General features: G+C 50.7%; 21 protein-coding genes and 1 tRNA gene. 17 read left to right on the top strand and 5 right to left on the bottom strand.

The window, feature by feature from the left end; translation table 11 throughout:
• Positions 1 to 492: 492 nt before the first annotated feature.
• The 3 genes from fbaA to IEV97_RS00940 form a co-directional block, all read right to left on the bottom strand.
• Positions 493 to 1,563, bottom strand: coding sequence for a class II fructose-bisphosphate aldolase (gene fbaA / locus IEV97_RS00950; RefSeq protein WP_188499637.1), 1,071 nt, complete (start codon positions 1,561 to 1,563; stop codon positions 493 to 495).
• Between the two features lie 106 nt (positions 1,564 to 1,669).
• The gene (locus tag IEV97_RS00945) at positions 1,670 to 3,079 is read right to left on the bottom strand and encodes an exonuclease domain-containing protein (RefSeq protein ID WP_188499636.1); all 1,410 of its coding nucleotides are present in this window, start codon (positions 3,077 to 3,079) and stop codon (positions 1,670 to 1,672) included.
• A 136-nt stretch (positions 3,080 to 3,215) separates the two neighbouring features.
• Positions 3,216 to 4,364 carry an AI-2E family transporter gene (locus tag IEV97_RS00940; RefSeq protein ID WP_188499635.1) on the bottom strand — a complete coding sequence of 383 codons (1,149 nt, stop codon included), beginning with the start codon at positions 4,362 to 4,364 and terminating at the stop codon, positions 3,216 to 3,218.
• 348 nt (positions 4,365 to 4,712) lie between these two features.
• Between IEV97_RS00940 and IEV97_RS00935 the strand changes: the two genes are divergently transcribed.
• The 9 genes from IEV97_RS00935 (at position 4,713) to IEV97_RS00895 (ending at position 16,157) form a co-directional block, all read left to right on the top strand.
• The gene (locus tag IEV97_RS00935; RefSeq protein WP_188499634.1) at positions 4,713 to 6,575 is read left to right on the top strand and encodes a DNA topoisomerase IV subunit B; all 1,863 of its coding nucleotides are present in this window, start codon (positions 4,713 to 4,715) and stop codon (positions 6,573 to 6,575) included.
• Positions 6,568 to 9,315: a DNA gyrase/topoisomerase IV subunit A gene (locus IEV97_RS00930; RefSeq protein ID WP_188499633.1), complete on the top strand. Its 2,748-nt coding sequence runs from the start codon at positions 6,568 to 6,570 to the stop codon at positions 9,313 to 9,315. The genes IEV97_RS00935 and IEV97_RS00930 overlap by 8 nt, the downstream gene beginning before the upstream one ends.
• Positions 9,316 to 9,376: 61 nt before the next feature.
• Positions 9,377 to 10,168 carry a tetratricopeptide repeat protein gene (locus tag IEV97_RS00925; RefSeq protein ID WP_188499632.1) on the top strand — a complete coding sequence of 264 codons (792 nt, stop codon included), beginning with the start codon at positions 9,377 to 9,379 and terminating at the stop codon, positions 10,166 to 10,168.
• Positions 10,169 to 10,316: 148 nt separating this feature from the next.
• Positions 10,317 to 11,393, top strand: a complete 1,077-nt coding sequence (locus tag IEV97_RS00920; RefSeq protein ID WP_188499631.1) for a tetratricopeptide repeat protein — start codon at positions 10,317 to 10,319, stop codon at positions 11,391 to 11,393.
• A gap of 20 nt (positions 11,394 to 11,413) precedes the next feature.
• Complete coding sequence (thrS, locus tag IEV97_RS00915) at positions 11,414 to 13,354, top strand: threonine--tRNA ligase (RefSeq protein WP_188499630.1); 1,941 nt, start codon at positions 11,414 to 11,416, stop codon at positions 13,352 to 13,354.
• A gap of 119 nt (positions 13,355 to 13,473) precedes the next feature.
• Positions 13,474 to 13,998 carry a translation initiation factor IF-3 gene (infC, locus tag IEV97_RS00910; RefSeq protein WP_188499629.1) on the top strand — a complete coding sequence of 175 codons (525 nt, stop codon included), beginning with the start codon at positions 13,474 to 13,476 and terminating at the stop codon, positions 13,996 to 13,998.
• A gap of 23 nt (positions 13,999 to 14,021) precedes the next feature.
• Positions 14,022 to 14,216, top strand: coding sequence for a 50S ribosomal protein L35 (gene rpmI, locus IEV97_RS00905; protein WP_076666337.1), 195 nt, complete (start codon positions 14,022 to 14,024; stop codon positions 14,214 to 14,216).
• A gap of 95 nt (positions 14,217 to 14,311) precedes the next feature.
• Positions 14,312 to 14,656: a 50S ribosomal protein L20 gene (rplT, locus tag IEV97_RS00900; protein WP_007656428.1), complete on the top strand. Its 345-nt coding sequence runs from the start codon at positions 14,312 to 14,314 to the stop codon at positions 14,654 to 14,656.
• Between the two features lie 229 nt (positions 14,657 to 14,885).
• A complete protein-coding gene (locus IEV97_RS00895) occupies positions 14,886 to 16,157 on the top strand; it encodes an alginate export family protein (RefSeq protein WP_188499628.1) in 1,272 nt (423 codons plus the stop codon).
• A gap of 45 nt (positions 16,158 to 16,202) precedes the next feature.
• On the opposite strand, the gene IEV97_RS00890 is transcribed toward IEV97_RS00895, so the two are convergent.
• Positions 16,203 to 16,276, bottom strand: a tRNA-Met gene (locus tag IEV97_RS00890).
• A gap of 135 nt (positions 16,277 to 16,411) precedes the next feature.
• On the opposite strand from IEV97_RS00890, the gene IEV97_RS00885 reads away from it, so the two are divergent.
• The 8 genes from IEV97_RS00885 (at position 16,412) to bshB1 (ending at position 25,101) form a co-directional block, all read left to right on the top strand.
• Positions 16,412 to 16,813, top strand: a complete 402-nt coding sequence (locus tag IEV97_RS00885) for an START-like domain-containing protein (RefSeq protein ID WP_188499627.1) — start codon at positions 16,412 to 16,414, stop codon at positions 16,811 to 16,813.
• Positions 16,814 to 16,913: 100 nt separating this feature from the next.
• Positions 16,914 to 18,341, top strand: a complete 1,428-nt coding sequence (locus tag IEV97_RS00880) for an LptF/LptG family permease (protein WP_188499626.1) — start codon at positions 16,914 to 16,916, stop codon at positions 18,339 to 18,341.
• A 117-nt stretch (positions 18,342 to 18,458) separates the two neighbouring features.
• A complete protein-coding gene (rpsO, locus tag IEV97_RS00875) occupies positions 18,459 to 18,734 on the top strand; it encodes a 30S ribosomal protein S15 (RefSeq protein WP_116543530.1) in 276 nt (91 codons plus the stop codon).
• A gap of 145 nt (positions 18,735 to 18,879) precedes the next feature.
• On the top strand, positions 18,880 to 21,018 hold the full coding sequence (gene pnp / locus IEV97_RS00870; RefSeq protein ID WP_188499625.1) for a polyribonucleotide nucleotidyltransferase: 2,139 nt from the start codon (positions 18,880 to 18,882) through the stop codon (positions 21,016 to 21,018).
• 193 nt (positions 21,019 to 21,211) lie between these two features.
• On the top strand, positions 21,212 to 22,075 hold the full coding sequence (locus IEV97_RS00865) for a sigma-70 family RNA polymerase sigma factor (RefSeq protein WP_007656436.1): 864 nt from the start codon (positions 21,212 to 21,214) through the stop codon (positions 22,073 to 22,075).
• Between the two features lie 171 nt (positions 22,076 to 22,246).
• Positions 22,247 to 23,185, top strand: a complete 939-nt coding sequence (gene trxB, locus IEV97_RS00860; protein ID WP_188499624.1) for a thioredoxin-disulfide reductase — start codon at positions 22,247 to 22,249, stop codon at positions 23,183 to 23,185.
• Between the two features lie 135 nt (positions 23,186 to 23,320).
• Positions 23,321 to 24,367 carry a M23 family metallopeptidase gene (locus IEV97_RS00855; RefSeq protein ID WP_188499623.1) on the top strand — a complete coding sequence of 349 codons (1,047 nt, stop codon included), beginning with the start codon at positions 23,321 to 23,323 and terminating at the stop codon, positions 24,365 to 24,367.
• 14 nt (positions 24,368 to 24,381) lie between these two features.
• Positions 24,382 to 25,101, top strand: a complete 720-nt coding sequence (gene bshB1 / locus IEV97_RS00850; RefSeq protein WP_188499622.1) for a bacillithiol biosynthesis deacetylase BshB1 — start codon at positions 24,382 to 24,384, stop codon at positions 25,099 to 25,101.
• A 79-nt stretch (positions 25,102 to 25,180) separates the two neighbouring features.
• Here the strand turns inward: bshB1 and accC are convergent, their stop codons facing one another.
• On the bottom strand, positions 25,181 to 26,680 hold the full coding sequence (gene accC / locus IEV97_RS00845; protein ID WP_188499621.1) for an acetyl-CoA carboxylase biotin carboxylase subunit: 1,500 nt from the start codon (positions 26,678 to 26,680) through the stop codon (positions 25,181 to 25,183).
• Positions 26,681 to 26,763: the final 83 nt, after the last annotated feature.

Raw genomic sequence — 26,763 nt, 5'->3', positions numbered from 1 at the left:
AAAGTCAAGACGCTCCAAACTCGCTGAACGCTCAAACAGTGGAGCGCCGAAAAGTGCACCGTGGAAGGTGATTTGCTTTGTAGCTAACGTGCAATTTAGTCTTGCCATACCTGCCAATGTTCTGTGACAGAAACGACGAAGCTTATACCTGACACTGGCAACGGCGGGAAAGTCCCCCTTCGAAGGGGGCAGGGGGATGTCAATCGTGCACCGCTCCTTCCCCTGTTTTTAGGGGAAGGCTGGGATGGGGTAAAGCTCCCCTCCTTAGACAAGGAGGGGCAGGGGTGGTTGGACCCGGCATAGCAAAAAGTGAACAGAGCTAGCTTTTACCAGCGAAACGGTAGTAGCAGAAATTCCCCTCTTGAGAGGTGCAGGGGTGTGTCAATCGTGCAGGAGAATCCTGTCAATCCTTTAATCCTGAAAATCCTGATTCAGACAAACAAAAAAAGGGTGAAGCTTTCGCCTCACCCATTCCCTTATCAGTAAGCTAGATTACGCATTGCGATTCACGCAATTCAGATCCTCAAACGCCTCTTTCAGTCTGGCGATGAAGTTCTCTTCGCCTTTGCGCAGCCATACGCGTGGGTCGTAGTATTTTTTGTTCGGGGAGTCCGGACCCTCTGGGTTGCCCAATTGGCCTTGCAGGTAGTCTTTCTTCGACTCGTAGTAATTCTTCACACCCTCCCAGTAAGCCCACTGCATGTCGGTATCGATGTTCATTTTGATGGCACCGTAACCGATCGCTTCTGTGATCTTTGCTTTCTCTGAACCGGAACCACCGTGGAATACAAAGTTCACCGGGTTATCACCTGTTCCGAATTTCTCTTTGATAAAATCCTGTGAGTTTTTCAGGATCTCCGGGCGCAGTTCTACGTTGCCTGGCTTGTATACGCCGTGCACGTTACCGAAAGCTGCTGCGATCGTGAAACGGTCGCTCACCTTTTTCAACTCTTCGTACGCATAAGCTACTTCTTCTGGCTGGGTGTAGAGACGGGAGCTGTCCACGCCTGTGTTGTCCACACCGTCTTCCTCGCCACCGGTCACGCCGAGCTCGATCTCTACGGTCATGCCGATCCTGTTCATGCGCTCCAGGTAGCTGGCGCAAGTCTCGATGTTCTCTTTGATCTCTTCCTCAGAAAGATCAAGCATGTGGGAGCTGTAAAGTGGCTTGCCGTGTTGCTCGTAGTATTTCTCGCCGGCGTCTAACAGACCGTCGATCCATGGCAACAGTTTCTTGGCAGCGTGGTCGGTGTGCAGTACGACCGGTACGCCGTAGGCTTCAGCCATCAGGTGCACGTGCTGGGCACCGGAAACACCCCCAGCGATGGCGGCTTTCTGGTTGTCGTTCTCCAGGCCTTTGCCAGCGAAGAAGGTGGCGCCACCGTGCGAGAACTGAATGATTACGGGAGAGTTAAGCGCCTTGGCTGTTTCCAGCACGGCGTTGATAGAGTTTGTGCCAATCACGTTGACGGCTGGCAGCGCAAAGTTATTTTCATTGGCATACTTGAACAGCTCCGATACCTCATCGCCGAACAATACCCCTGATCTGAAACGTTTTTCCATGAATGTTTAAGTTTTATTTCGATTTGAAATTACGGATAAATAATTTCTTAACCGAAAATTGATGGCAGGCGCTTCAGAAAAACAGGTCTATACCTGACTGTTGTGCTTAATCAAAGATGAGCACTTTGTCTTTGTGCTTGCCGCGCATATGGCCGCGTATGATCTGCTGCACGTCTTTGTTGTCGTTGTAGCGCTGTATCTCCGACTTGAAATCGTCCAGCGAACTGGCCGAGAAATACTCATCCACAAAGCCAAAGCCCAGATAGGTGCCGTGCTCCACCACGACCACAGACTTCTCACCCAACTCACGTCCCTTGCCCACAATCACAAAACTGTTGTGCTCGTAGGTAAACGATTCAATGGCGGCATCCACGCGGGCATTGTATTCCTCGGGGCTCTCCTGCCCGACACAGGCACCCTGGCAGATGTGGACCTGGTAATCGAAGCAGGCACCCGGCGTTTTGTAAAGGTCGCACAGCTTCTGGCACAGATTATACTTCGACACTTTATGGTAAAGGAATCCCTTGGCCTTAAACTGGTTCGAGAGCGCGATGATGGGCGTCATGTTCACATCGTCGGCTTTGTTGATGCTGCCAAAAGTCAGGCGTTTGTAGCCTTTGTCATCCTGGTAGGTGAAAATGCCGGTGTTGAACACGCTGCGCCGCTGCTGGCGGTTGTAGTGCGGCTTCATCCGCTTGATCTCCGCCGACTCGAACAGTAGCGCCACCAATTCGTTGCCCATCAGCTCGTAGGTGATGTCAGCGATCTGGTTCTTGAACTCAATGGATTTGCGGCTTTTGTAGTCGATGTTGAAGTGCTGGATAATGCGCTTCTTAATGTTGATGCTCTTTCCCACATAGATGACTTCGCCCGCTTCGTTGTAAAAGTAGTATACCCCCGGCACGGTCGGAAGGGCATCGACCTGCTCCTTGCTGATGGCGGGGGGCAGGAGCGAGGCTTTGATCTCGTTCTTAAGCTGCTCCGAAGGATCGGCCATGTGCTGCGCTCCGTCAATCACCGGCCGGTTGATCTTGATCAGCTTGTCGAACAGCTTGGCTGTAGCCTCGGCATCGCCAATGGCACGGTGGCGCATCTGCAGGTCGATGTCGATGCTTTTGCAGAGTTTGCCCAGCGAATAAGAAGGAAGGCCAGGTATGAGCGAACGGCTCAGACGCACGGTACAAAGCGTTTTGCGTTGAAAGGTGAAGCCCAGGTCGGCAAATTCTTTTTTGATGAAGGAATAGTCGAAGCGCACGTTGTGGGCCACGAACACCATTCCTTCCGTGAACTGCACGATGTCTTTGGCCACCTCGTAGAACTTAGGCGCGTCTTGCACCATGTCGTCGGTAATGCCGGTGAGTTGGGAAATGTAGTAAGGTATAGGACGCTGCGGATTGATCAGGGTGCTATACCTGTCCACGATCTCTTTGCCATCATGAATGAAAATGGCAATCTCGGTGATCTTGTCCTGTGTGGGCTGACTACCCGTGGTCTCAATGTCTATGATGGCGTACAAGCTGATTCTCTTTAGGCTTATTTGAAGCGACCTTTGGCGCTATCCAAAGGACTATCCTGTAAACCAATATTCTTAGCAATACGTTTCAAATTGAACGCGCACCCTACCCGGTGCAAATAGAATTAGCAAATCCGGCCTATTGCTCGGCCTCGCGGTCATCCTCGTATCGCTCCCTTCTCGCTCTTTCGCGTAGCTTGTCGAACATCTTCCGGAAACGCCCCGATTTCTGCGATTTCACATCGTCTATGTCAGCCAACAGAAAGCCGAAGGGCTGCAGCGGTTCGTAGGCATCGAAAATCACCTTCAGGATCGCTATCATAGGTATAGAGATGATCATACCGGCCGCCCCCCATATTTCACCACCAATTAGCAAGGCGACGATGGCTGCAAAAGGGTTGATACTAACCTTGGAACCAACGACATAGGGTGTGATGAAGTTACCCTCGAGGAACTGCACGAACATGAACACCAGCACCACCAGCACCGCCTCGAAAAGACTTCCGGTAGTGGCCAGCGTGAACAGCGCCGGGAGCATGGCACCAATCAGGATGCCGATGTAAGGGATGATGGTCAGGATAGAGGCAAAAACGCCGAAGAAGATGGCGTACTTCACGCCCAGAATAAGCAAGCCAGCCGAGTTGAGCAGCGACACGATCACAATCACGATCATCAACCCTGAAATATAGCTTTGGGCAACTAATTGGATGTTGTCGATGGTATGGTTGAGACTGCTTCGTCGCTCTTTCGATACAAACTTAAACATGAACTGCTCCAGGTGGTCGCGGTAGTAGAGAAAACAGAACACAAAGATGGGCACGATGGTGATCATCGTCAGAGCACCGGTCGTCAGCGAGATGGTGCTGCCGACAAAAGTGGTCGAGATCTCGCGTAAGCCGCCCACCGTGTTGCGGAAAAGCTCGCTTTTGTTGGCCGGCTGTATACCAAAGTTGTGGTAGAGGTAATCCTGCACCTTCGTCAGCAAGGCGTCGAAATTTTTGCCGATGGCATCCAGCTCCGAGGTGAGGCTAATGACTTGCATGGACAGAAACCAGATCACCAAGCCCAGCACGATCACCACCATCACAATGCTACAGAAAATAGCCAAAGCACGCGGGACACGGAATTTTTCGAGGTCGCGGGTGAGGGGCAGGAGGAGCAGGGCAAACAGCAAAGCAAAGGTCAGTGGCATCAGAACTGACTTGAAGGTCTGTAGCGTCCAGATAGCTAGAAAGAGGCCCAGTAAAATGATGACATACTTAAAATACCGGGGTAATTTAATTTCCATAGGGTGCGTCTGTGTGTAGGTATACGGCCTGTGTTGGACCGCATTCAGTTAAGCAAATGTAATGCGCAAGTATAGTTAAATCTAAATATTTTTATGCTAAGAATTTTAGCTAAATTATATCTGCCTTTTCTTCGGTTTTTGTGAACTGTATGGAATGTGCGATGGTTATACAGAAGTAGTTGATGATTTCAACTAAAATCACTATATTTGCTGACTAAAAATATTAGCAATCGCCCTCTTTGCAGGATGAATCATTAAGGCGCCGGAACTATTTGTAGCGCCTGATTTCTTTTATTTTTCTATATTTCCGAGTGATTCCACTAAATCAAATACACTTACGCTTACAGAATGGCAGAGTTAGAGCATAATTACAACGAAGACAGCATTCGCTCGCTGGAGCCCCGCGAACACATCAGGCTACGTCCCGGTATGTACATCGGCAAGCTGGGAGACGGATCTTCGGCCGATGATGGTATTTACATTTTGGTGAAAGAGGTAATCGACAACTCCATCGACGAACACGTGATGGGGTACGGCAAGACCATCGACATCAAAATATCGGACCACAAGGTGCAGGTGCGCGACTATGGCCGCGGTATTCCGCTGGGCAAGGTGATCGACTGCGTGAGCAAGATCAACACAGGTGGTAAGTACGACAGCAAGGCTTTTCAGAAGTCAGTTGGTTTGAACGGGGTGGGTACCAAAGCGGTAAACGCCCTTTCGAGCCATTTCCGCATCCAGTCGGTGCGCGACGGACAGATGAAGGCCGCCGAGTTTGAGCGCGGTGTGCTGACCAACGATCTTCCGCTGGAGGCCACCTCACAGCGCAACGGTACGCTTACGGTTTTCACGCCGGACGATACCATCTTCAAGAACTACCAGTACAACCCGGATTATCTGGAAAACCAGATCTGGAACTACGTATACCTGAACGCCGGCCTGACGATCAACTTCAACGGCAAGAAATTCTACTCCGAGAACGGCCTGCTCGATCTTTTGAGAAACAAAGCCGACGAGGAGAGCATGCGCTACCCGATCATCCACCTGAAAGGACCGGATATTGAACTGGCCTTAACACACGGTAACGACTACGGCGAGGAGTACTATTCATTCGTGAACGGACAGTATACGACCATGGGCGGTACGCACCTGGCGGCCTTCCGTACGGCATTGGTGAAGACCATCCGCGATTTTTATAAAAAGGATTACGATGCGGCTGATATTCGCGGCTCTGTTGTCGGTGCCATTTCGCTGCGTGTGCAGGAGCCGGTTTTTGAGTCGCAGACCAAGACTAAACTGGGCTCAATTGACATGGGACCAGACGGCCCGGCTGTGAACTCCTATATAAATGATTTTATTAAGGAGCATCTGGATAATTACCTTCGGATAAACCAGGCGACGGCTGAGGCTTTGAAGAAGCGTATTGAGCAGAGTGAGCGGGAGCGCAAGGACATGGCGGGCGTGAAGAAACTGGCCAACCAGCGCGCCAAGAAGGCCAACCTGCACAACCGCAAGCTCCGCGACTGCCGTCTGCACTTCAACGAGGACAAGCATGAGAACTCGCTGCTCTCCACGCTCTTCATCACGGAGGGTGACTCGGCAAGTGGTTCCATCACCAAATCACGCAACGTGGACACGGAGGCTGTTTTCAGTCTGAGAGGTAAGCCACTCAATTGCTTTGGTTTGAAGAAAAAGGTGGTGTACGAGAACGAGGAGTTTAACCTCCTGCAACATGCTCTGAACATTGAAGAAGGCCTGGAAGGTCTCAGGTATAACCGTGTGGTGATCGCCACCGACGCCGACGTGGACGGGATGCACATCCGTCTGCTGCTGTTGACCTTCTTCCTGCAGTTCTTCCCGGACCTGGTGAAGAACGGCCACGTGTACATTCTGGAAACGCCGCTCTTCCGTGTGCGCAACAAGAAAGAGACGATCTATTGCTACAACGAAACCGAGAAACAGGCTGCTATCGAGAAACTGGGCAAGCGTCCTGAGATCACCCGATTCAAAGGTTTGGGAGAGATCTCACCAGACGAGTTCGGGAAGTTCATTGGCGATAACATCAAATTGAAGCCGGTATTCCTGCAGAAGGACACAACGATCCAGAAAATGCTGAGCTACTACATGGGCAAAAACACGCCGGAGCGCCAGCAATTCATTATTGAGAATCTGAAGTTTGAGAAAGACATAGTAGAGGAAGTATATGCATAACGACGAACTGAACAACGAAGGTATAGAAAGAGAAGACGAGTTGGAGATCGCGTTCACAGACGGTGAGGAAGAGATAATCCATAACGTAACCCCGGTATCCGGTCTCTACGAAAACTGGTTCCTTGACTATGCTTCTTATGTAATACTGGAGCGTGCCGTACCTGCCATCGAGGACGGTCTGAAGCCTGTGCAGCGCCGCATCCTGCATGCGATGCGGGAGATGGACGATGGTCGCTTTAACAAGGTGGCCAACGTGATTGGCCAGACCATGCAGTACCACCCGCACGGCGACGCCTCCATTGGCGATGCGATGGTGAATCTGGGCCAGAAAGACCTTTTGATCGAGACGCAGGGTAACTGGGGCGATGTGCGCACAGGTGACAGCGCTGCGGCTCCACGATATATCGAGGCCCGCCTTTCTAAGTTTGCGCTGGATGTGGTGTTCAATCCGCAGACGACGATCTGGCAGCTAAGCTACGACGGCCGTAAAAACGAGCCGGTGACTCTGCCGGTGAAATTCCCATTGTTGCTCGCACAGGGCGTGGAAGGCATAGCCGTGGGTCTCTCGACCAAGATCATGCCGCACAACTTCAAAGAGCTGATCAAAGGCTCTATCGATGTGCTGAAAGGCCGCACCACCACGCTGCTGCCTGATTTCCCGAACGGCGGTATGGTGGATGTGACCAACTACAACCATGGTATGCGCGGCGGCAGAATCCGGGTGCGTGCCACGATTGAGAAGGTAGACAAGACCATGCTCATTATCCGCGACGTGCCATACGGCATCACGACAACGGGTTTGATGGAGTCGATCGTGAAGGCGAGCGAAAACAACAAGATCAAGATCAAGAAGGTGGTCGACAATACGGCTGCCGACGTGGAGATACAGATACAACTGCCGCCGGGCGTGTCGCCTGACCTGACCATGGATGCGCTCTATGCGTTCACGGACTGCGAGGTATCTATTTCACCTAATACCTGTGTTATCATCGACGATAAGCCGCACTTCCTGAGTGTGGACGAGCTGCTGCGCATTTCTACGTTCAAGACGGTAGACCTGCTAAAGCGCGAGCTCGAGATCCGCAAAGGTGAACTGGAAGACAAGTGGCACTACTCGTCATTGGAGAAGATCTTCATTGAGAACCGCATCTACCGCGACATCGAGGAGTGCGAGACCTGGGAGGCAGTGCTCGAGGCGATTGACAAAGGCTTGGATCCGTTCAAGAAACTCCTGCGCCGCGAAGTAACCCAGGATGATATCATCCGCCTGACTGAGATCAAGATCAAGCGTATCTCCAAGTACGACTCTTTCAAAGCCGATGAGTATATCAACAAACTGGAAGAGGAGATGGCAGAGGTGGATGACAACCTGGCCAACCTGATCCGTTATGCGATCGCATACTTCGAAGGCTTGCTGAAGAAATATGGTCAGGGACGTGACCGCAAAACGCAGGTAAAAACCTTTGATGTGATTACAGCACAGAAAGTTGCGATTGCCAACCAGAAGCTCTACATGAACGCCAAAGACGGCTTCATCGGTACGGGTCTGCGCAAGGACGAGTTCGTGTGCGACTGCTCTGACATGGACGATATCATCGTGTTCCGCAAGGATGGCAAGTTCACCGTGACCAAGGTAGCCGAGAAAACCTTCGTGGGTAAGGACATTATCATGGCCGGCGTTTACAACAAGAACGACGAACACATGGTCTACAACATGATCTACGTGGATGGCAAAACAGGCGTATCGTTTGCGAAGCGTTTCTCCGTGAAGTCTATCACCCGCGACAAAGAGTACGACCTGACCAAAGGCAACAAAAACTCAAAAGTGCATTACCTGACCGCTAACCCGAATTCGGAGTCGGAGGTGGTCAACATCACCCTGGCACCACAGTCAACGGCCCGCATCAAACAGTTCGACTATGACTTTGCTGAACTGATGATAAAGGGCAAAGGATCAAATGGTAATATCGTGACGAAGTACCCGATCAAGAAGGTGGTACAGAAGAGTCTGGGCGAGTCAACTTTGGGTGGACGCGAGATCTTCTACGATGAAGTGATCGGTCGTTTGAACACCGAGGGTCGGGGCCGTTACCTGGGTTCTTTCAACACCGACGATACGATTCTGGTGGTATACGAAGACGGTACTTACGAGCAGACCACATTCGATCTGGCCAACCACTATACTGTGGAGAAGATCAAAGTCCTGCAGAAGTTCGATCCGGAGTTGGTAGTATCGACTATTTATTATGAAGGCGATAATAAAACCTATTATGTGAAGCGTTTCAAAATCGAGACATCTACGGTAGGTAAGAAATTCAGCTTTATATCAGAGACCAAGAACTCCAGACTGGAAGCCGTTTCAACCCATCCGGTTCCAATGGCGACCATCAGTTTCAAGCGTTCGCTGCGAGGTGAAAAAGAGACGGAGAAGCTGTTGCTCAGCGAATTCATTGACGTGAAAGGCTGGAAAGCGATGGGTAACAAGCTTAGCTACTTCAAAATCTATGACGTGAAAGTGCCGAAACTGGAGGAAGTGGAGCAGGAGGAAAAGCCTAAAGCTAAGAAAGTTACCACAAAACGCGAACCTGTTACCTTGCCTTCCGAGCTGAAAGAACTGGCAGAAGAGGCCGCCAAAGTAAGTGGGGCTCAACTTGATACGCTGGAAGCCGTAGAAGAACTATCAGACGACGACAGTGCAAAAAAGGCTTTGAAGAAAAAGAAGCAGCTGGATTTGTTCTAAATTAAGTCCTTTTTTGCATAAGTCGTTTCAAAGCAATATATTAGGTTGCTGATTACAGATTATGCAAGTGTTTTTCAAAGCTATACCTATTTTACTCATCATGCTCGGTTTCCTTGTTCGTCCGTTGGACGCGCTGGGAGATTCCGGGCATGATGTGCTTTTAAAGAAGGCCTACGAGCTGAAAGAGCAGTATAAGGAAACGGAGGCGCTGGCCGTGTATGAGCAGATCATAGCCGCTGACGAATCAAATTTTGAGGCGCTTTGCCAGGCCAGTCTCCTGCACAGCCTAATGGGCAACCGCTTTTCAGACGATACCCGCAAGATCAATCATTTCAGCACGGCCAAAGCCTACGCGCAACGTGCCTTTCTGCTGGACTCTACGGATGCCCGCTCTAACTATGCCATGGCGCTCTCGCTAGCTTCTTTAGCCATGGTGTCGGGCCCGAAGCAGCGGTTAGCAATGATCAGCGAAACCAAGTCATACCTGGATGGAGCCCTGGCAGCTGATGACAAGTATGCTGATGCCTGGCATCTGTTGGGTCGATGGTATTTTAAAATGGCCAATCTCAATTTTGCTGAAGTCACAACCTATAAAGTTATGCTGGGTGGGATGGCAGATAAGCCTGCTACAAATAAGGATGCCATTTACGCCATGGAGATGGCTATTCTGCACAACCCAAACAACCTGCGCTATTATTTTGACCTGGCCAACATCTATCAGGAAATGAAAAACAAGGAAGCTTGTGTGTATACGCTGCAGCGTGCAATGGCCCAGAACCTCGAGTTACAAACGAAGGAGGAACTGGAGTTGAGCAGGCGCTGTAAAATGATGCTGCAAGCATATCAAAAGTAACCGGATACAATTGCAACACAAAGGGCCTGCTTCTATCTGGGAGCAGGCCCTTTGTGTTGTTTCAAAACTATATGGTGGTGTGTTTGTCGGTATTTAGGCAAATTATCTATAATTTAGCGCCAATCTAGACAGTAAGAAAAGACAGTACATGGTGTCTCGTTGGGCCTTTAGTTGGGTAGTGTTGGTATGGATGCTTGCCAGTTGCGGCAAAGAAGAAGGTACACGGGAACAGATGGTAGACTTGGCGGCGGTGGCTGTGGAGGACCCCGCGAAACAGCTGGTTAGTCTAAGCGAAGCCATTGAGCGGTCGAAGCGCGACGGCAGTCTGTACGCCAGGAGAGCCATGGTGCTGTTGCGACAAAACGAGTTGGACAAAGCCTTAAGCGATGTAGACGAAGCCATCAGGCTCTCTAAGGACCCTGCTAATTACTTCGTGAAAGCCCAGGTGCTATACCTGATGGGCCGGCGCGAAGAGGCTTTGCCACTGGCATTGCAGGCAGAGCGAAACTCGTTTGAGAGTTCTTCCCTGTACGTGCTTTTGACGGAGCTATACCTGGATAAGAGAGAGTATGCGAAAGCGGCTCAATTTGCGCGCCAGGCGCTCGAGCTTTCACCTGACGATCCCTATGCGGTCTACTACAAGGGCAGGGTATCAGAAGTGACTGGTGATACGGCAGTTGCCATCAACCATTACCACAGGGCGCTGGAGTTCAAGCCTGACTTTGTGCAAACGCATCGCTCATTGGCGGGGCTATACCTGGCACAACTCGACCTGGCGCAGGCCAGAAAGCATACAGAGCAGGGGTTGCGGCTGTCGTCGGAAGATCCGCAGTTATGGCATTACAAAGGTATGCTGCAACTGCAGTCTGCCCGGAAGGACAGTGCCCTGGTTAGTTTCGAAAAGGCACTCGCACTTACAGATACGTTGCAGGCGGCACACTTTCAGTTGGCGCAGCTGCGCCATGGTTTGGGAGAAAATGAACTGGCCTTGCAACACTTGGAGAAGGCGCCCAGGTATAGCACAGACCTAAAGTACCTGTCTGTGCGGGCAAGTAGCCTCGAAAGACAGGGAGAGAACCTGGCAGCGCTGCGCACTTATGAGCGTATGCTGGCCATAGAACCGAAACATACCTATGCCAGGCAGAGTGTTGCCCGGCTCCGGTACAGATTAGAAAGACCCAGACCCCAGCTCGACAGTATGGCTGTCAGGCAGCGGGGTTTTTAACACGATACTAAGAAAAAAACATGATCAACATCACTTTGCCAGATGGCTCTGTACGCCAGTATCCGAAAGGCGTAACAGGTCTTGAGATCGCCAGCAGCATTAGCGAAGGACTCGCCCGCAATGTTTTGGCCGTAAAGGTGAACGGTTCCGTTTGGGATCTGTCTCGCCCCATAGAAGAAGACGCCAGTGTGCAACTGCTCACCTGGAACGACGATCTGGGCAAAAATACATTCTGGCACTCTTCGGCTCACTTATTGGCTGAAGCCCTGGAAGAGCTATACCCAGGTATAAAGTTCGGCATCGGACCGCCTGTCGAGAACGGCTTTTACTACGACGTGGACCTGGGAGAGGGCAAAACCTTTTCGCAGGATGACTTTGCCAAGGTAGAGCAGAAAATGCTGGAACTGGCACGCGCCAAGAATGAGTATGTGCGTCAGGAAGTTTCAAAGGCGGATGCCATCCAGTATTTCACTGAAAAAGGCGACCAGTACAAGCTGGACTTGCTCCAGGATCTGGTAGACGGTACGATCACCTTCTATACTCAGGGCAACTTCGTGGACCTTTGCCGCGGGCCGCACATTCCGAATACTGGCTTCATCAAGGCTGCCAAACTCATGAATGTGGCTGGCGCCTATTGGAGAGGCGACGAGAAAAGCAAGCAGCTAACACGTATCTATGCCATCACCTTCCCAAAACAGAAGGAGCTGACAGAATACCTGGAGCGCCTGGAAGAAGCCAAGAAACGTGATCACCGCAAGCTGGGCAAAGAACTGGAGCTGTTCGCCTTCTCTGAGAAGGTAGGTATGGGCTTGCCACTGTGGTTGCCGAAAGGCACGCTGCTGCGCGAGCGACTCGAGCAGTTTATGCGCAAGGCCCAGGTGAAAGCAGGCTACCAGCCTGTAGTAACGCCACACATCGGCAGCAAGGAGCTATACGTTACTTCCGGTCACTACGAGAAGTATGGCGCCGACTCCTTCCAGCCGATCAAGACGCCGAACGAGAACGAAGAGTTCCTGCTCAAGCCAATGAACTGCCCGCACCACTGCGAGATCTATAAAACCCGTCCGCGCTCTTACAAAGAGCTGCCTGTGCGTTTTGCTGAGTTCGGTACTGTGTACCGCTACGAGCAAAGCGGCGAGCTGCACGGCCTGACCCGCGTGCGTGGCTTTACGCAGGACGATGCGCACATTTTCTGCCGTCCGGACCAGGTGAAGGAAGAGTTCATCAAGGTAATTGACTTAGTGCTGTATGTGTTCAAAGCGCTTGGTTTTGAAGACTATACCGCCCAAGTTTCCCTGCGTGATCCGGAGAACAAAGCCAAATACATCGGCTCAGACGAGAACTGGGAAAAAGCCGAAAGTGCCATTATCGAGGCTGCCGCTGAGAAGGGGCTCACCACTGTAACCGAACTGGGCGAAGCCGCGTTTTACGGTCCAAAGCTTGACTTTATGGTGCGCGATGCGCTGGGCCGTAAATGGCAGTTGGGAACTATTCAGGTGGATTATAACTTACCAGAAAGGTTCCAGCTCGAATACATCGGCGCTGACAATGCCAAACATCGCCCAGTGATGATTCACCGGGCGCCTTTTGGCTCGCTGGAACGCTTTGTGGCCGTGCTGATTGAGCACTGCGGCGGCAACTTCCCGCTGTGGCTCAGTCCCGAGCAGTTTGCCATATTGCCAATCTCAGAAAAATACCAGGACTTCGCGCAGCAGGTATACGACCGACTGCAGCAGAACGACATCCGTGGTTTTGTGGACAACCGCGACGAGAAGATCGGACGCAAGATCCGCGATGCAGAAGTGAGCAAAGTGCCTTACATGCTGATCGTAGGGGAGAAGGAGCAGGAAAACGGAGCTGTGTCGGTGCGCAGGCACGGAGAAGGCGATCTGGGCACCATGACGGTGGATGAATTCATCGTGACCTTTCAGTCAAAAATTGCTGAGATGCTGAACAATTAAGAAGAGATATTTTTTTCTTGATATAAAATGTGCGATATTCGCACCCTGATTGTAGAAACTAAACTTAAGGAGGTAAAACTATAGCTACGCCAAACAAGCGCTACATCCCACGCGGAAAAGTGGAGGAGCCATACAAAGTCAATGATAAAATAACTGCCAGAGAAGTCAGGTTAGTTGGTGACAATGTAGAGCAGGGAGTATTCTCAACCAGAGATGCTCAGAAAATAGCGAACGAGCAGAATCTTGACCTGGTTGAGATTTCGCCAACTGCTAATCCGCCGGTATGCCGTATCATCGACTACTCGAAATTCAAGTACGAGCAGAAGAAGAAAACCCGTGAGATGAAGGCCAAAGCTCAGAAGGTAGTCATCAAGGAGATCCGTTTCGGCCCTAACACAGATGATCACGACTTTGAGTTTAAGCTGAAGCATGCAAAGGCTTTCCTCGAGAGTGGCTATAAGATTAAGTCTTATGTACACTTTGTAGGCCGTACAATCGTGTTTAAGGAAAGAGGCGAGATCCTGTTGCTGAAGTTCGCCCAGGCGCTGGAGGACATCGCGAAAGTGGAGCAGCTGCCCAAATTGGAAGGAAAGCGAATGTTCCTGATCCTTTCTCCAAAAGTGGCTCCTCCTGTTAAAAAGTAATTTGTTTAATTAATTATATACACATGCCAAAAGTTAAAACAAAATCTGGTGCAAAGAAGCGTTTTTCTTTGACAGGTACTGGCAAGATTAAGCGTAAGCACGCTTACAAAAGCCACATCCTGACCAAGAAGACGACTAAGCAGAAGCGTAATTTGACACACACTGGCCTTGTTAGCACAGCTGATATGGACAGAGTGAAGCTGATGCTTCAAATCTAATTCCCCGGAGTTAGAAGGTTAATTTTTTAGTACGAACCCGGCATCTGGTCTTTTGAAGATTACACTTAATCACCAGCCGCCAAAACTTTTTAGAAATGCCTAGATCGGTAAACGTTGTCGCAGCGCGACACAGAAGAAAAAAAATGATGAAAATGGCCAAAGGTTACTTTGGCCGTCGCAAGAATGTCTGGACAGTTGCGAAAAACGCAATTGAAAAAGGTTTGCTTTATGCTTACCGCGACAGAAAAGCGAAAAAGAGAGATTTCCGCGCCCTTTGGATCCAGCGTATCAACGCAGGTGCACGTGAGCATGGCATGTCTTACTCTCAGCTAATGGGCGCTCTGAAAAAAGCGAACATCGACCTGAACCGCAAAGTACTTGCTGACCTGGCGATGAACCATCCGGAAGCTTTCAAGAGCATCGTTGACAAAGTAAAGTAATTTACTTTCGCTATATGACCAAAAAGGGCCTGACGCAAGTCAGGCCCTTTTTGCGTTTATACCTACAGCAAACTAACCAAAGTCATCTTTGCGCATGATGGCAGTCATCGCATAAGGGTATCAAGTTGCACTACTTCGCACCGTTACGGTCGCGTGCGCATCAGCAAATAAGTGATTCCTGGTCAGTGCACGTCTGCCGACATTACTCACCATATAAAGCGATGCGATTATGAAACTAAGTTTTACACTGAAAATGCTGCTGCTATCTGTTTTAGTGTGGCTACCGCTGGAAACGGCCTGGGCGCAGCTATACCTTACTCCGCAGGTCAGGCCCAGGGCTGAGTGGCGCAACGGCTACCAGAGCCTGCCTAATGGGCAGGACGGGGCATTCTTTGTGAGCCAGCGCTCCAGAATTACGCTCGACTATAAGCAGGACAAGGTGCAGACGCGGTTTAGCCTGCAGGATGTGCGGGTATGGGGTGATGAAGCACACCTGAAAGACGTGCCCTCCACAGCCATGCACGAGGCCTGGGGTGAGCTTGCTTTATCAGATAAGTTTGCTGTCAGGCTTGGCAGGCAGGAGTTCGTCTACAACAACGACCGCTTGCTGGGCAATGTGGACTGGGTGCAGCAGGCACGCAGCCACGATGGGCTACTGCTTAAAGCAAGATGGCAAGGTATAAGCGTGGATGCGGGTGGTGCTTTCAATCAGGAAAAGGAAGCCTTATTTGACACCCATTACAGCATGAACAATTACAAGGTACTGGGGTTCCTGTGGGCGCAGAAACAGTTGGGCGACCAGTTGTCAGTTTCAGCCATGCACATCAGCGATGGTTTCCAACGGCCTGATACCGTGGGGGGCGTATACTTCCGGCATACGTATGGCCTGGACCTGACTTACCAGCGCGAGCGCTTGCAATTTAACGGCTCGCTTTACCGACAATCAGGCGAACACGGCAGCGGGAAAAAGATTGCGGCCTACCTGGCGGTAGCAGAAGCGGCCTATACCTATCAGCCTTTCCGGTTCACATTAGGGACCACCTATTTGTCAGGTATGGCCGGGCAAGAGCGCAAGGTGCATTCCTTTAACACGCTGTATGCTACCAACCATAAGTACTATGGCTTCATGGATTACTTTATCAACGTACCAGCTGACACACGGCAGGGCGGATTACTCAATACCTACCTCAAGACCACATTTAGCCCCAAGCCCAGGTATAGCATTTCGCTGGACTACCACTACTTTGCGCTGGCTAAAAACCTACATGCTTCAGAAACGCATGCAGGCACAAATAACAGGTATCTTGGCTCTGAGCTCGATGCGGTGCTCCAGTACAAACACTCCGACCAGATCCAGTTTTCTGTGGGGTATAGCAATTTGTTTGCAGGCCGCTCGATGGCCGCGATCAAGCCGGGCGACGCATCAGCTTACGCCGACTGGGGATGGGTGATGGTCAACATTCAACCGCGCATCCTGTTGAAGTCGTTTGAGAAGGAGTGAGGAAGATAGCATAAAAAAAGCCCTGGACTTGCATCCAGGGCTCTGTAGCGGGGAGCAGAATCGAACTGCCGACCTCAGGGTTATGAATCCTGCGCTCTAACCATCTGAGCTACCCCGCCGAATTGTGGTGCAAATATAAGGGGTAAGTTTTAAAAAAAGCAACAATTGATGCACAAAAAAATATTTTAATTTCTGTATATTTAGCCAATCGGAAATTAATACTATACTTACTCAGTCACTTACAACTACAGATAATGAAAGCTACCAAGACGAAATTTGTGCGTGAGTACCCCATAAATGCATCTGCCCGTTTGCTGTACCCATACCTAAGCACCCCAAGTGGCCTTTCGCAGTGGTTCTGTGACGATGTTTCCATAAACGAGGACAAGCTGTTCAATTTTTTCTGGGACGGCAGCAACCACTGGGCTGAGATGACGAGCCACCGTACTAACCGCTCTGTGCGCTTCATTTTTCTTAGCGAGGACAAATCACACCCTTCGGACCCATCCTATATCGATTTCTCTATTGAATCAAGTGAACTTACGCAGGAACAGTACCTGAAAGTGGTCGACTACTCGGAGGAGGATGACGAAGAGGAGTTGGAAGAGCTGTGGGAGCATTTGTTGCAGAAATTGCGTGAAATAGTAGGAGGGTAGCACATCTTAGCACCAAAGGCTTATCTTTGCACGATTTTTGAAACTCCGGTGTTAGAGAAAATAACCGGGTTTTCAGACGCCCGCATGCCAACTGGCCCACATGAAGAAACTAGATAAGCTAATACTTAAATCATTTGCAGGCCCTTTCTTCCTCACGTTTGCCATCGTGGAGTTTATTCTGCTCACGCAGTATATGCTCAAATACCTCGATGAACTGGTGGGAAAGGACCTTGGGTACGACGTTTTTGCTGAGTTGCTGTTTTATTTCAGCATCAACATGGCGCCTGTTGCACTGCCGCTGGCCGTGCTGCTTTCCGCCCTGATGACCTTCGGCACGCTGGGGGAGCACCACGAACTCACCGCCATCAAAACGTCAGGCGTGGCCCTGCCGCGTATTCTGCGACCCGTAGCCTTTTTTGTGATCGCGCTTTCCATCGGAGCTTTCTTTTTCAACAATTACGTGGTTCCGAAGGCAAACCTGAAGGCCTACAGTCTGCTGTGGGACATCAGGCAGAAAAAGCCGGCCATGAACTTCAAAGAAGGAGCGTTTTATAACGGCCTGCCCGGTTACAGCATCAAAATAAATGAGAAACTGGATGATGGCCGCTCCCTGCGCGACATCATGATCTACGACCACTCCAAAGGAGGCAACAACACCACGGTGATTCTGGCCGATTCAGGACAGATGTATACTGAGTACAATGACAATTACCTGATCCTGGAACTGTTCCGCGGAAATACCTACGTCGATCAGAACAACGGGGGATTCCGGAATTCATCGGAGCAGTTTGTGCGCGAAAAGTTTGATGCCACCAAGATCATTTTCAGTCTGGCGTCTTTTGAGTTGGGCCGTACCCGCGAAGAGCTCTTCTCGGATAACAAGATGATGAAGAACATCGGGCAACTGACAGCGGTAACCGACTCGCTGCGCAATTCCGGTATGCGGGAACGCCGGCTGTATGCCCCGAATGTGGATCCGTTCTACATGTATTTCAAAGCGGATACGGGACAGGTGAAGAACGGCCTGCCTCTTACAAAAGTGCTCCCTGACTCAGTTCATGAAAAGAAAGTACTGCCACCTATTACAGCGGACGTCATGATGGTAGCGGCCAATAAAGCCCGCAATGTGAAGAGCTTCACCGGAAGCTACAAAGAGCGGGTGACAACGCTGAACCGGGACGCGAACAACTACGAGATCGAGATTTGGCGGAAGTATACCCAGTCATTTGCCATTGTGATCATGTTTCTGATCGGGGCACCGCTGGGAGCCATCATTAAAAAGGGTGGTCTGGGTGTGCCCGTAATTATCTCCATTATGTTCTTCATCGTGATGTACGTGTTGGGCATACTGGGAGAGAAGTGGGCAAGAGAGGGGCTGATCTCCGTGGAGGCAGGGATGTGGGGCGCCAATGCCATCCTGCTGCCGATTGGCTTGTTCTTTCTTTATCAGGCGCAGAACGACTCCAGTCTGCTCGAAATAGACTTCTGGCGCAAACTGATGACCCGTTTAAAGCGCAGCAAAATATAGCGCTGCGCCAAAATAACTCGCTGCAAAAAGTTTTTTAATATAGATATTTTATTTAACTTTGCGGCTTATACGGGAAACTATCCACTGATTATAACAGATTGATATTTTTTATACGCAATGAAATTAACTACTGAAGCGAAACAAGAAATTTTTGAAAAGCACAGCCTGAGCAAGTCTAAAACAGACACGGGTTCTGCAGAAGGCCAGATCGCGCTGTTCACTACGCGCATTGCTGATCTGACAGAGCACCTGAAGGTTCATAAGAAAGACTTCGGCACGCGTCTTGGTCTTCTTAAGCTGGTAGGTAAAAGAAGAAGACTTCTGAACTACCTGCAGAAAAACGACATTGAAAGATACAGAGCGATCATCGCCGAGCTAGGTATCCGTAAATAAGCTTATAGAAAATAGGGAATTTCTGACAGGGATTCCCTATTTTTTTCCATTCCGGTTTATATTCCCCTTCCTCTTTGCCAGTACCCCAGCAGCGGCTGCAAACGGTAGCCCTGTTCTTTTTGATGCTAAAAAATAATAATTGAAGATGTCACAAAACGCGATCACAAAAACTATCTTTCTTCCGGATGGCCGGGAGATCATTATTGAAACTGGTAAATTAGCCAAGCAGGCCGACGGATCTGTTGTAGTAAGAATGGGTAACACCATGCTACTGGCAGCTGTTGTTTCTAACAAGGAAGCCCGCGAGGGAGTTGACTTTCTGCCCCTTTCAGTAGACTATCAGGAGAAGTTCGCTTCCTCTGGCAAAATCCCAGGAGGCTTCCTCAAAAGAGAGGCACGCCTTTCTGACTATGAAATCCTGATTTCCCGTTTGGTAGACCGTATCCTGCGCCCCATGTTCCCGGGCGACTACCATGCCGAAACGCAGATGACGATAAATATGATCTCTGCCGACGCTGAGATTTTGCCGGATGCGCTTGCCGCCCTGGCAGCTTCTGCAGCGCTGGCAGTTTCTGATATTCCTTTCAACGGACCTATTTCTGAAGTGCGTGTAGCGCGTATCGACGGACAGTTCGTGATCAACCCAAAAGCTTCTGACCTGAAGAGCGCAGACATCGACATGATTGTGGGTGGCTCTATCGACAGCGTAGCGATGGTAGAAGGCGAAATGAACGAGGTTTCTGAAGAAGAGATGCTCGAAGCAATCGCTTTCGCACACGAAGCCATTAAGGTACAGTGCCAGGCGCAGATGGAGCTAGCCGAAATGGTTGGCAAACTGCAGAAGCGCGAGTACTCTCACGAAACACACAACGACGAGTTGCGTCAGAAGGTATACGCTGGCACTTACGACAAGGCTTATGAAGTTGCCAAGCGTGGCAGAGCAAACAAGTCTGAGCGTAAAGAAGGATTTGCTTCCGTGCTGAATGAGTTTGTGGAGTCACTGGGTGAGGAGCATGGCTACGATATGACGCTTATCAAGACTTACTACCACGATGTGGAGAAGGAAGCTGTTCGCAACATGATTCTGAACGACCGCGTGCGTCTGGATGGCCGTCAGCTGAATGAGATCCGCCCTATCTGGTCGGAGATCAACTACCTGCCTGCTACGCACGGTTCCGCCGTTTTCACACGCGGTGAGACACAATCCCTGACGACAGTAACCCTGGGTACTAAGCTGGACGAGCAGATGATCGACAGTGCGATGGTATCCGGATACAACAAGTTTTTACTGCATTATAACTTCCCAGCCTTTTCAACAGGTGAGGTGAAGCCAAACAGAGGTCCTGGCCGTCGTGAGATCGGTCACGGTAACCTGGCACTCAGAGCCCTTAAGAAAGTGCTTCCTGCAGATTCTGAGAACCCATACACAATCCGTATCGTGTCGGACATTCTGGAGTCTAATGGTTCCTCTTCCATGGCGACCGTATGTGCCGGTTCACTGGCCCTGATGGATGCTGGTGTTCCTGTAAAGGATGGCGTTTCAGGTATAGCCATGGGCTTGATCACAGACGAGCGGACGGGCAATTTCGCCGTTCTTTCTGACATCCTGGGCGACGAAGACCACCTGGGTGACATGGACTTTAAAGTGGCTGGTACCAGCAAAGGTATCACGGCCTGCCAGATGGACATCAAAGTACAGGGTTTGTCACACGATGTGTTGAGCCAGGCACTTGCTCAGGCAAGAGAAGGTCGTCTGCATATCCTCAACGAGATGAACAAGACCATTTCATCGCCTAACGCTGACTACAAGCCGCACACCCCACGTTCATTCAACATTGTGATTGACAAGGAGTTCATCGGTGCTGTAATCGGACCAGGCGGTAAGGTAATCCAGCAGATCCAGAAGGACACAGGTGCTACGATCATCATCGAAGAGAAGAACGATAAAGGCCATGTGAACATCTTCGCCAGCAACCAGGAATCCATGAACAGTGCCGTGAGCAAGATCAAAGGTATTGTGGCACAACCTGAGATCGGAGAGGTTTACATTGGTAAAGTGAAATCTATCCAGCCTTACGGGGCCTTTGTAGAGTTCATGGCGGGCAAAGACGGTTTGCTGCACATTTCGGAGATCAAGCACGAACGCCTCGAGTCCATGGATGGCGTGTTGGAAATTGGCGAAGAAGTGAAAGTGAAGCTGATCGACGTAGACAAGAAAACCGGTAAGTTTAAGCTGTCACGCAAGGCTATTCTACCTAAGCCAGGCGCCGAAGCGCAACAATAATCCTAAAATCTTATACTCCTGATGCCCGTTCCGTATAAGGCGGAGTGGCGTCAGGAGTATTACGTTTTGCCGTGGCGTAAATGCTTCTTGATTTTATTCGTAAAATGTAAGAACTTTGCGCGATTTTCTGATGTTACCACTCCGAGCCCGGAATTAAGATTTTCACATTTTTTTGTTATAACAATATACTCTGATGAGACAACTCAAGATAAGCAAACAGATCACCAACCGCGAAAGCCAGTCGCTGGACAAGTACCTTCAGGAGATTGGTAAAGTCGATTTGCTTACACCGGATGAGGAGGTATCGCTTGCTCAGAGAATCAAAGAGGGAGATCAGTTTGCACTTGAGAAGTTAACCAAAGCTAACCTGCGTTTCGTAGTGTCAGTGGCCAAGCAGTACCAGAACCAGGGTCTGTCGCTAGGCGACCTTATCAACGAGGGAAACCTGGGTCTGATCAAAGCTGCCAAGCGTTTCGATGAAACAAGGGGTTTTAAGTTCATCTCATATGCAGTTTGGTGGATCCGTCAGTCTATTCTGCAGGCACTGGCCGAGCAGTCTCGTATTGTGCGTCTGCCACTGAACCGTGTTGGTTCTCTTAACAAGATATCTAAATCATTTTCTGAACTGGAGCAGAAGTTCGAGCGTGAGCCTTCTCCGGAGGAGATCGCAGAGGTGCTTGAGCTGACAACTGCTGAGGTGGTGGACACACTCAAAATCTCCGGACGCCACGTATCAGTGGACGCGCCGTTTGTGCAGGGCGAGGAAAACCGCCTGCTGGATGTGCTGGAGAACGAAGACGAAGAATCACCGGACACAGGTCTGATGAACGACTCGCTTCGCAAAGAGGTGCAGCGCGCCCTGTCTACCCTTACCAAGCGGGAGGCCGACGTGATCACACTATACTTTGGTCTGAACGGTGAGCATTCATTAACGCTGGAGGAGATCGGAGAGAAGTTCAACCTGACCCGTGAGCGTGTGCGCCAGATCAAGGAGAAAGCCATCCGCAGACTGCGTCATACTTCCAGAAGCAAAGCACTGAAGCCTTACCTAGGTTAAGCCCATAAAAACACTACAAAGAGCCCTGTCCGTAAGGTCAGGGCTCTTTGCATTTCTAGCAGAAGAAGCCCGTCCTCTGCCGGGTTTGTGCTAATTAACACAGGAAGTATGCAGGCAGAGCATCATATTTTTTGTATACTTGCAACCAATTTCGAATAAGCCTCACATAACATGGAAATAGAAAAAGTAAAATGTCTGATCATCGGATCAGGCCCCGCTGGTTATACAGCAGCTATCTATGCTTCCCGTGCCGGACTTAACCCTGTGCTGTACCAGGGATTGCAGCCCGGCGGCCAGCTCACCATCACCAATGACGTAGAGAATTACCCAGGCTACCCGGATGGCATCAACGGTCCTCAGATGATGGAAGACTTTAAGCGCCAGGCCGAGCGTTTTGGCACCGATGTCAGGTATGGCATCGCGACAGCCGTGGACTTTTCTTCGCAGCCGCATAAAGTGACGATTGACGACCAGAAAGTGATCGAAGCACATACCGTGATCATCTCTACCGGCGCATCGGCCAAGTGGCTCGGTATGGAGTCGGAAGCCCGTCTGAATGGCAGCGGGGTAAGCGCCTGTGCCGTTTGCGATGGTTTCTTTTACCGCGGTCAGGATGTGGCGATTGTTGGCGCCGGCGACACGGCCGCTGAAGAGGCCACTTACCTGGCCAACATCTGCAGTAAGGTATACATGATCGTTCGCCGTGACGAAATGCGTGCCTCTACCATCATGCAGGAACGCGTCAAGAAAACCAAGAACATCGAAATACTCTGGAATTCAGTGACGGACGACATCTTAGGTGAATTCGCTGTGGAAGGGGTGCGTGTGCGCAATGTGCTCACAGACGAACTGCGCGAGATTCCGGTGAAGGGATTTTTCGTGGCGATCGGGCATCAGCCAAACTCCGGCATTTTCGCTGACTACCTGAATCTGGACGAAAATGGGTATATCCGTACGATTCCGGGAACGAGCAAAACCAATATTGACGGCGTGTTTGCCTGTGGTGATGTGCAGGACTTTACCTACCGACAGGCCGTGACGGCAGCCGGCTCCGGGTGCATGGCCGCCCTTGACGCTGAACGCTATCTGTCCGCGCAGGATTTGCATTAAAGTTACCAGCTTGTTATACCTGTCAGGCACAATTTGTTTTGACCTGGCAGGAGATGACCACAATAAAATGGCATGGCGGTAGTTAGTTTTGCGACATTGAGCCTAATAAATCTGCTCCGCCTAATATTCAATACAATGCTAAAGTATAAAGCACCCCTCACGATTGCACTCTTTTTGCTCTGTCTCGTTTCCGGGACGGGCAGTGCCTTTGCTCAGGGTAAGGTCAAGGATCTTTTTAAGGTAAAGTCGCCTAAGATAGATTATGTACGGCCTGACACCACCATTTTGATCAAGTATGAGGAGTTTCCGGAGGATGATTCGGATGCTGGCAAGTCTATTTTCTTTAACCCAAAGAAACAGCTGTCCATCGTTAGTGAAGACACGTCAGAACTTGACTTAGGGGAGCAGCATATTGTAGAGGTGTCTGAAGAAGTGCTGATCGACTCTACCTGGATTAAGATTGCAGGCTACTATGCCATTTGGGATACCCGAAACATCAACCCCTACCGCATGGATGGTCGTCAGTTAAAGGACACAGTGGATATCACGCTGTATGATCCAAGGGCCAAACGCGATTACAAAATGCCCCTGGAGAAAACGCCCGTTACCAGTCGTTTCGGTCACAGAGGGTATCGCTGGCACTACGGCACTGACATCGACCTCAACACCGGCGACTCTATTTACGCCGCTTTTGACGGGGTGGTACGCATTAATAAGTGGGATGGCGGTGGATATGGCAACTACATCGTGCTGCGCCATTACAATGGCTTGGAGACGCTCTATGGTCACATGAGTAGAACCATTGCGGAGACCGGCCAGTTTGTGAAGGCCGGCGAAGTGATTGGTTTGGGTGGCAGCACCGGCCGTAGTTCGGGCCCGCACCTTCATTATGAGGTGCGCTACCAAGGTAACCCACTGGACCCGGAGTTGATGTACGACTTTCCTGACTATCTGCTCAAAGGGCAAAGCTTCGTCATCACGTCAGCTTTATTCAACTACTATAACAAGTCGAAGAGCAGCAGTAGCGGCTCGCGCAAAGCAAGCTACCACAAGGTGCGAAGCGGCGATACCCTGTCAGGTATAGCCAAGCGCTATGGCGTTTCTGTCAGCCAGATCACTAAACTGAACGGGATCAGCGCGCGTACGACTCTGAAGGTGGGACGTTCGCTCCGAATAAAATAAGAAAGCAATTGATCATGAAGTTAGATATACTTGCCTTTGCCGCACACCCGGATGATGTAGAGCTTGGCTGTGCCGGTACGCTGATTGCCCATATCGCCGCTGGTAAAAGTGCCGGGGTAGTAGACCTGACACGCGGGGAACTGGGCACACGCGGCACACCAGAAGAGCGCGTGGCAGAAGCAGAGGACGCCGCTCGGATCATGGGACTTGCAGTGCGCGACAACCTGGGCTTTGCCGACGGTTTTTTCGCCAACGACAAAGAGCACCAGCTGCAGATCGTGCGCAAAGTGCGCCAGTACCAGCCTGATATTGTGTTGATGAATGCCCTGCACGACCGTCATCCTGATCACGGACGCGGTGCGGCAGTAGTGGCGGAGGCCTGTTTCCTGGCCGGGCTCAAAATGATCAAGACCTTGGGCGATGATGGTTTGGAGCAGCAGGCATGGCGCCCAAAAGCTACCTACAATTTCATACAGGACCGGTACATCAAGCCTGACTTCGTGATGGATGTGACACCCTATTGGGAGAAAAAACTTGAAACCATCCGGGCGTTCCGAACACAGTTTTACAACCCCGATGACAGCTCGCCTAACACCTATATCTCCTCACCTGAGTTTCTGGATTTCATTGAAGCCCGGGCCCGGGAGTATGGTCACGCCATTGGCGTAACATTTGGCGAGGGCTTTTCCTCTGCCAAACAAGTAGGGGTTCGCAGCCTCTTTGATCTGGTTTAATTTCCTTTTGAAGCATAAGCAGAAGGGGCCGGTTGATTGACCGGCCCCTTCTGCTTTTTTATGACTAGGCTATACCTGATTATACCCTGTTTTTGCGCCAGTTTGAAACAGTATTATTCTGTGTGCCGGCACTCGTTGCGCTCACCTTGGGCTTGTTATTTCCTAGTAGCATTGCTGCCAATACAGCCGAAATTTCTTCCGCATCCTCTGTTGGCTTGGCCTCCAATACGCTAGGAGTAAAGTTGCGCTCAATGAATTTGGTATCGAAATTACCCGAAACAAAGGCCTCGTGCTGCAGCACGAATTTGCCAAAAGGAAGCGTGGTCTCTATACCTGTGATCTTGTATTCGTCTATCGCCCGCAGCATTTTCTCGATGGCTTCCTGGCGATCTTTACCAAATGTCACCAGTTTTGCGATCATCGGGTCATAATAGATCGGGATGTCCATACCTTGCTCAAAGCCATCGTCCACACGCACGCCTAGCCCTTGCGGGCGCACGTAGGTTTCCAGGCGGCCGATGTCCGGCAGGAAGTTGTTGGCCGGATCTTCAGCATACACCCGCAGTTCCAGCGCATGGCCGTTTATCTTTAGATCCTCCTGGCGGAAGTGGAGGGGTTTGCCCTCGGCGATCAGAATCTGCTCTTTCACCAGGTCCAGGCCTGTGATCTGCTCTGTTACCGGGTGCTCTACCTGCAGGCGAGTGTTCATCTCCAGGAAATAGAAGTTCAGGTTTTCATCTACCAGAAACTCCACCGTGCCGGCTCCTACATAGTCGCAGGCTCTGGCCACGTCCACAGCGCAGCGGCCCATTTCATCCCGAAGTTCGGGAGTGAGGACTGCAGATGGCGCTTCCTCGATCACTTTCTGGTGACGGCGCTGGATGGAGCACTCACGTTCAAACAGATGCACAATGTTGCCGTGCGTATCGCCCAGCACCTGTATTTCGATGTGGCGCGGCGAACCAATGTATTTTTCGATGAACACGGAGCCGTCGCCAAAGGCAGAAGTCGCTTCGCTGACAGCCAGCTTCATTTGCTCTTCGAACACCTCCACGCTCTCCACCACGCGCATCCCTTTGCCACCACCACCGGCGCTTGCTTTAATCAGGATCGGGAATCCAACGTTTGAGGCGATCACTTTGGCCTCTTCGACATCAGTTATAGCTTCTTCCGTGCCCGGCACCATGGGGATCTTATACCTGGCAACGGCAGCTTTGGCGGCCAGTTTGCTGCCCATCAGCTCGATGGCTTCCGGGGAAGGTCCGATGAAGATCAGACCGGCTTCCTGCACCTGACGGGCAAAATTTGCGTTCTCAGAAAGGAAACCATAGCCCGGGTGGATCGCATCGACCTGCAGTCGTTTACAGACCTCGATGATCACATCACCCCGCAGGTAGGACTCATTGGACTTGGGACCACCAACGCAAACGGCTTCGTCGGCGTAGCGCACATGCAGGGCGTTGCGGTCGGCCTCGCTGTAGATGGCTACCGTGCTGATACCCATTTCTTTGGCAGAGCGCATCACGCGCAGGGCGATTTCACCACGGTTGGCTACCAGTATCTTGTTGATTTTTCTCATGCTGCAGCTTAGCTTTATTTTTCTTCAAAGAAACAGCATAACAGGCAAACTTAAAAATGAGCTGTCGAAAAAGGGGAGGGAGG

Source organism: Pontibacter amylolyticus (assembly GCF_014638845.1).
In the GTDB taxonomy this organism is placed as follows: Bacteria; Bacteroidota; Bacteroidia; order Cytophagales; family Hymenobacteraceae; genus Pontibacter; species Pontibacter amylolyticus.
Note: the sequence above shows the minus strand (reverse complement) of the source record. Positions and strands in the feature narration are given on the sequence as shown.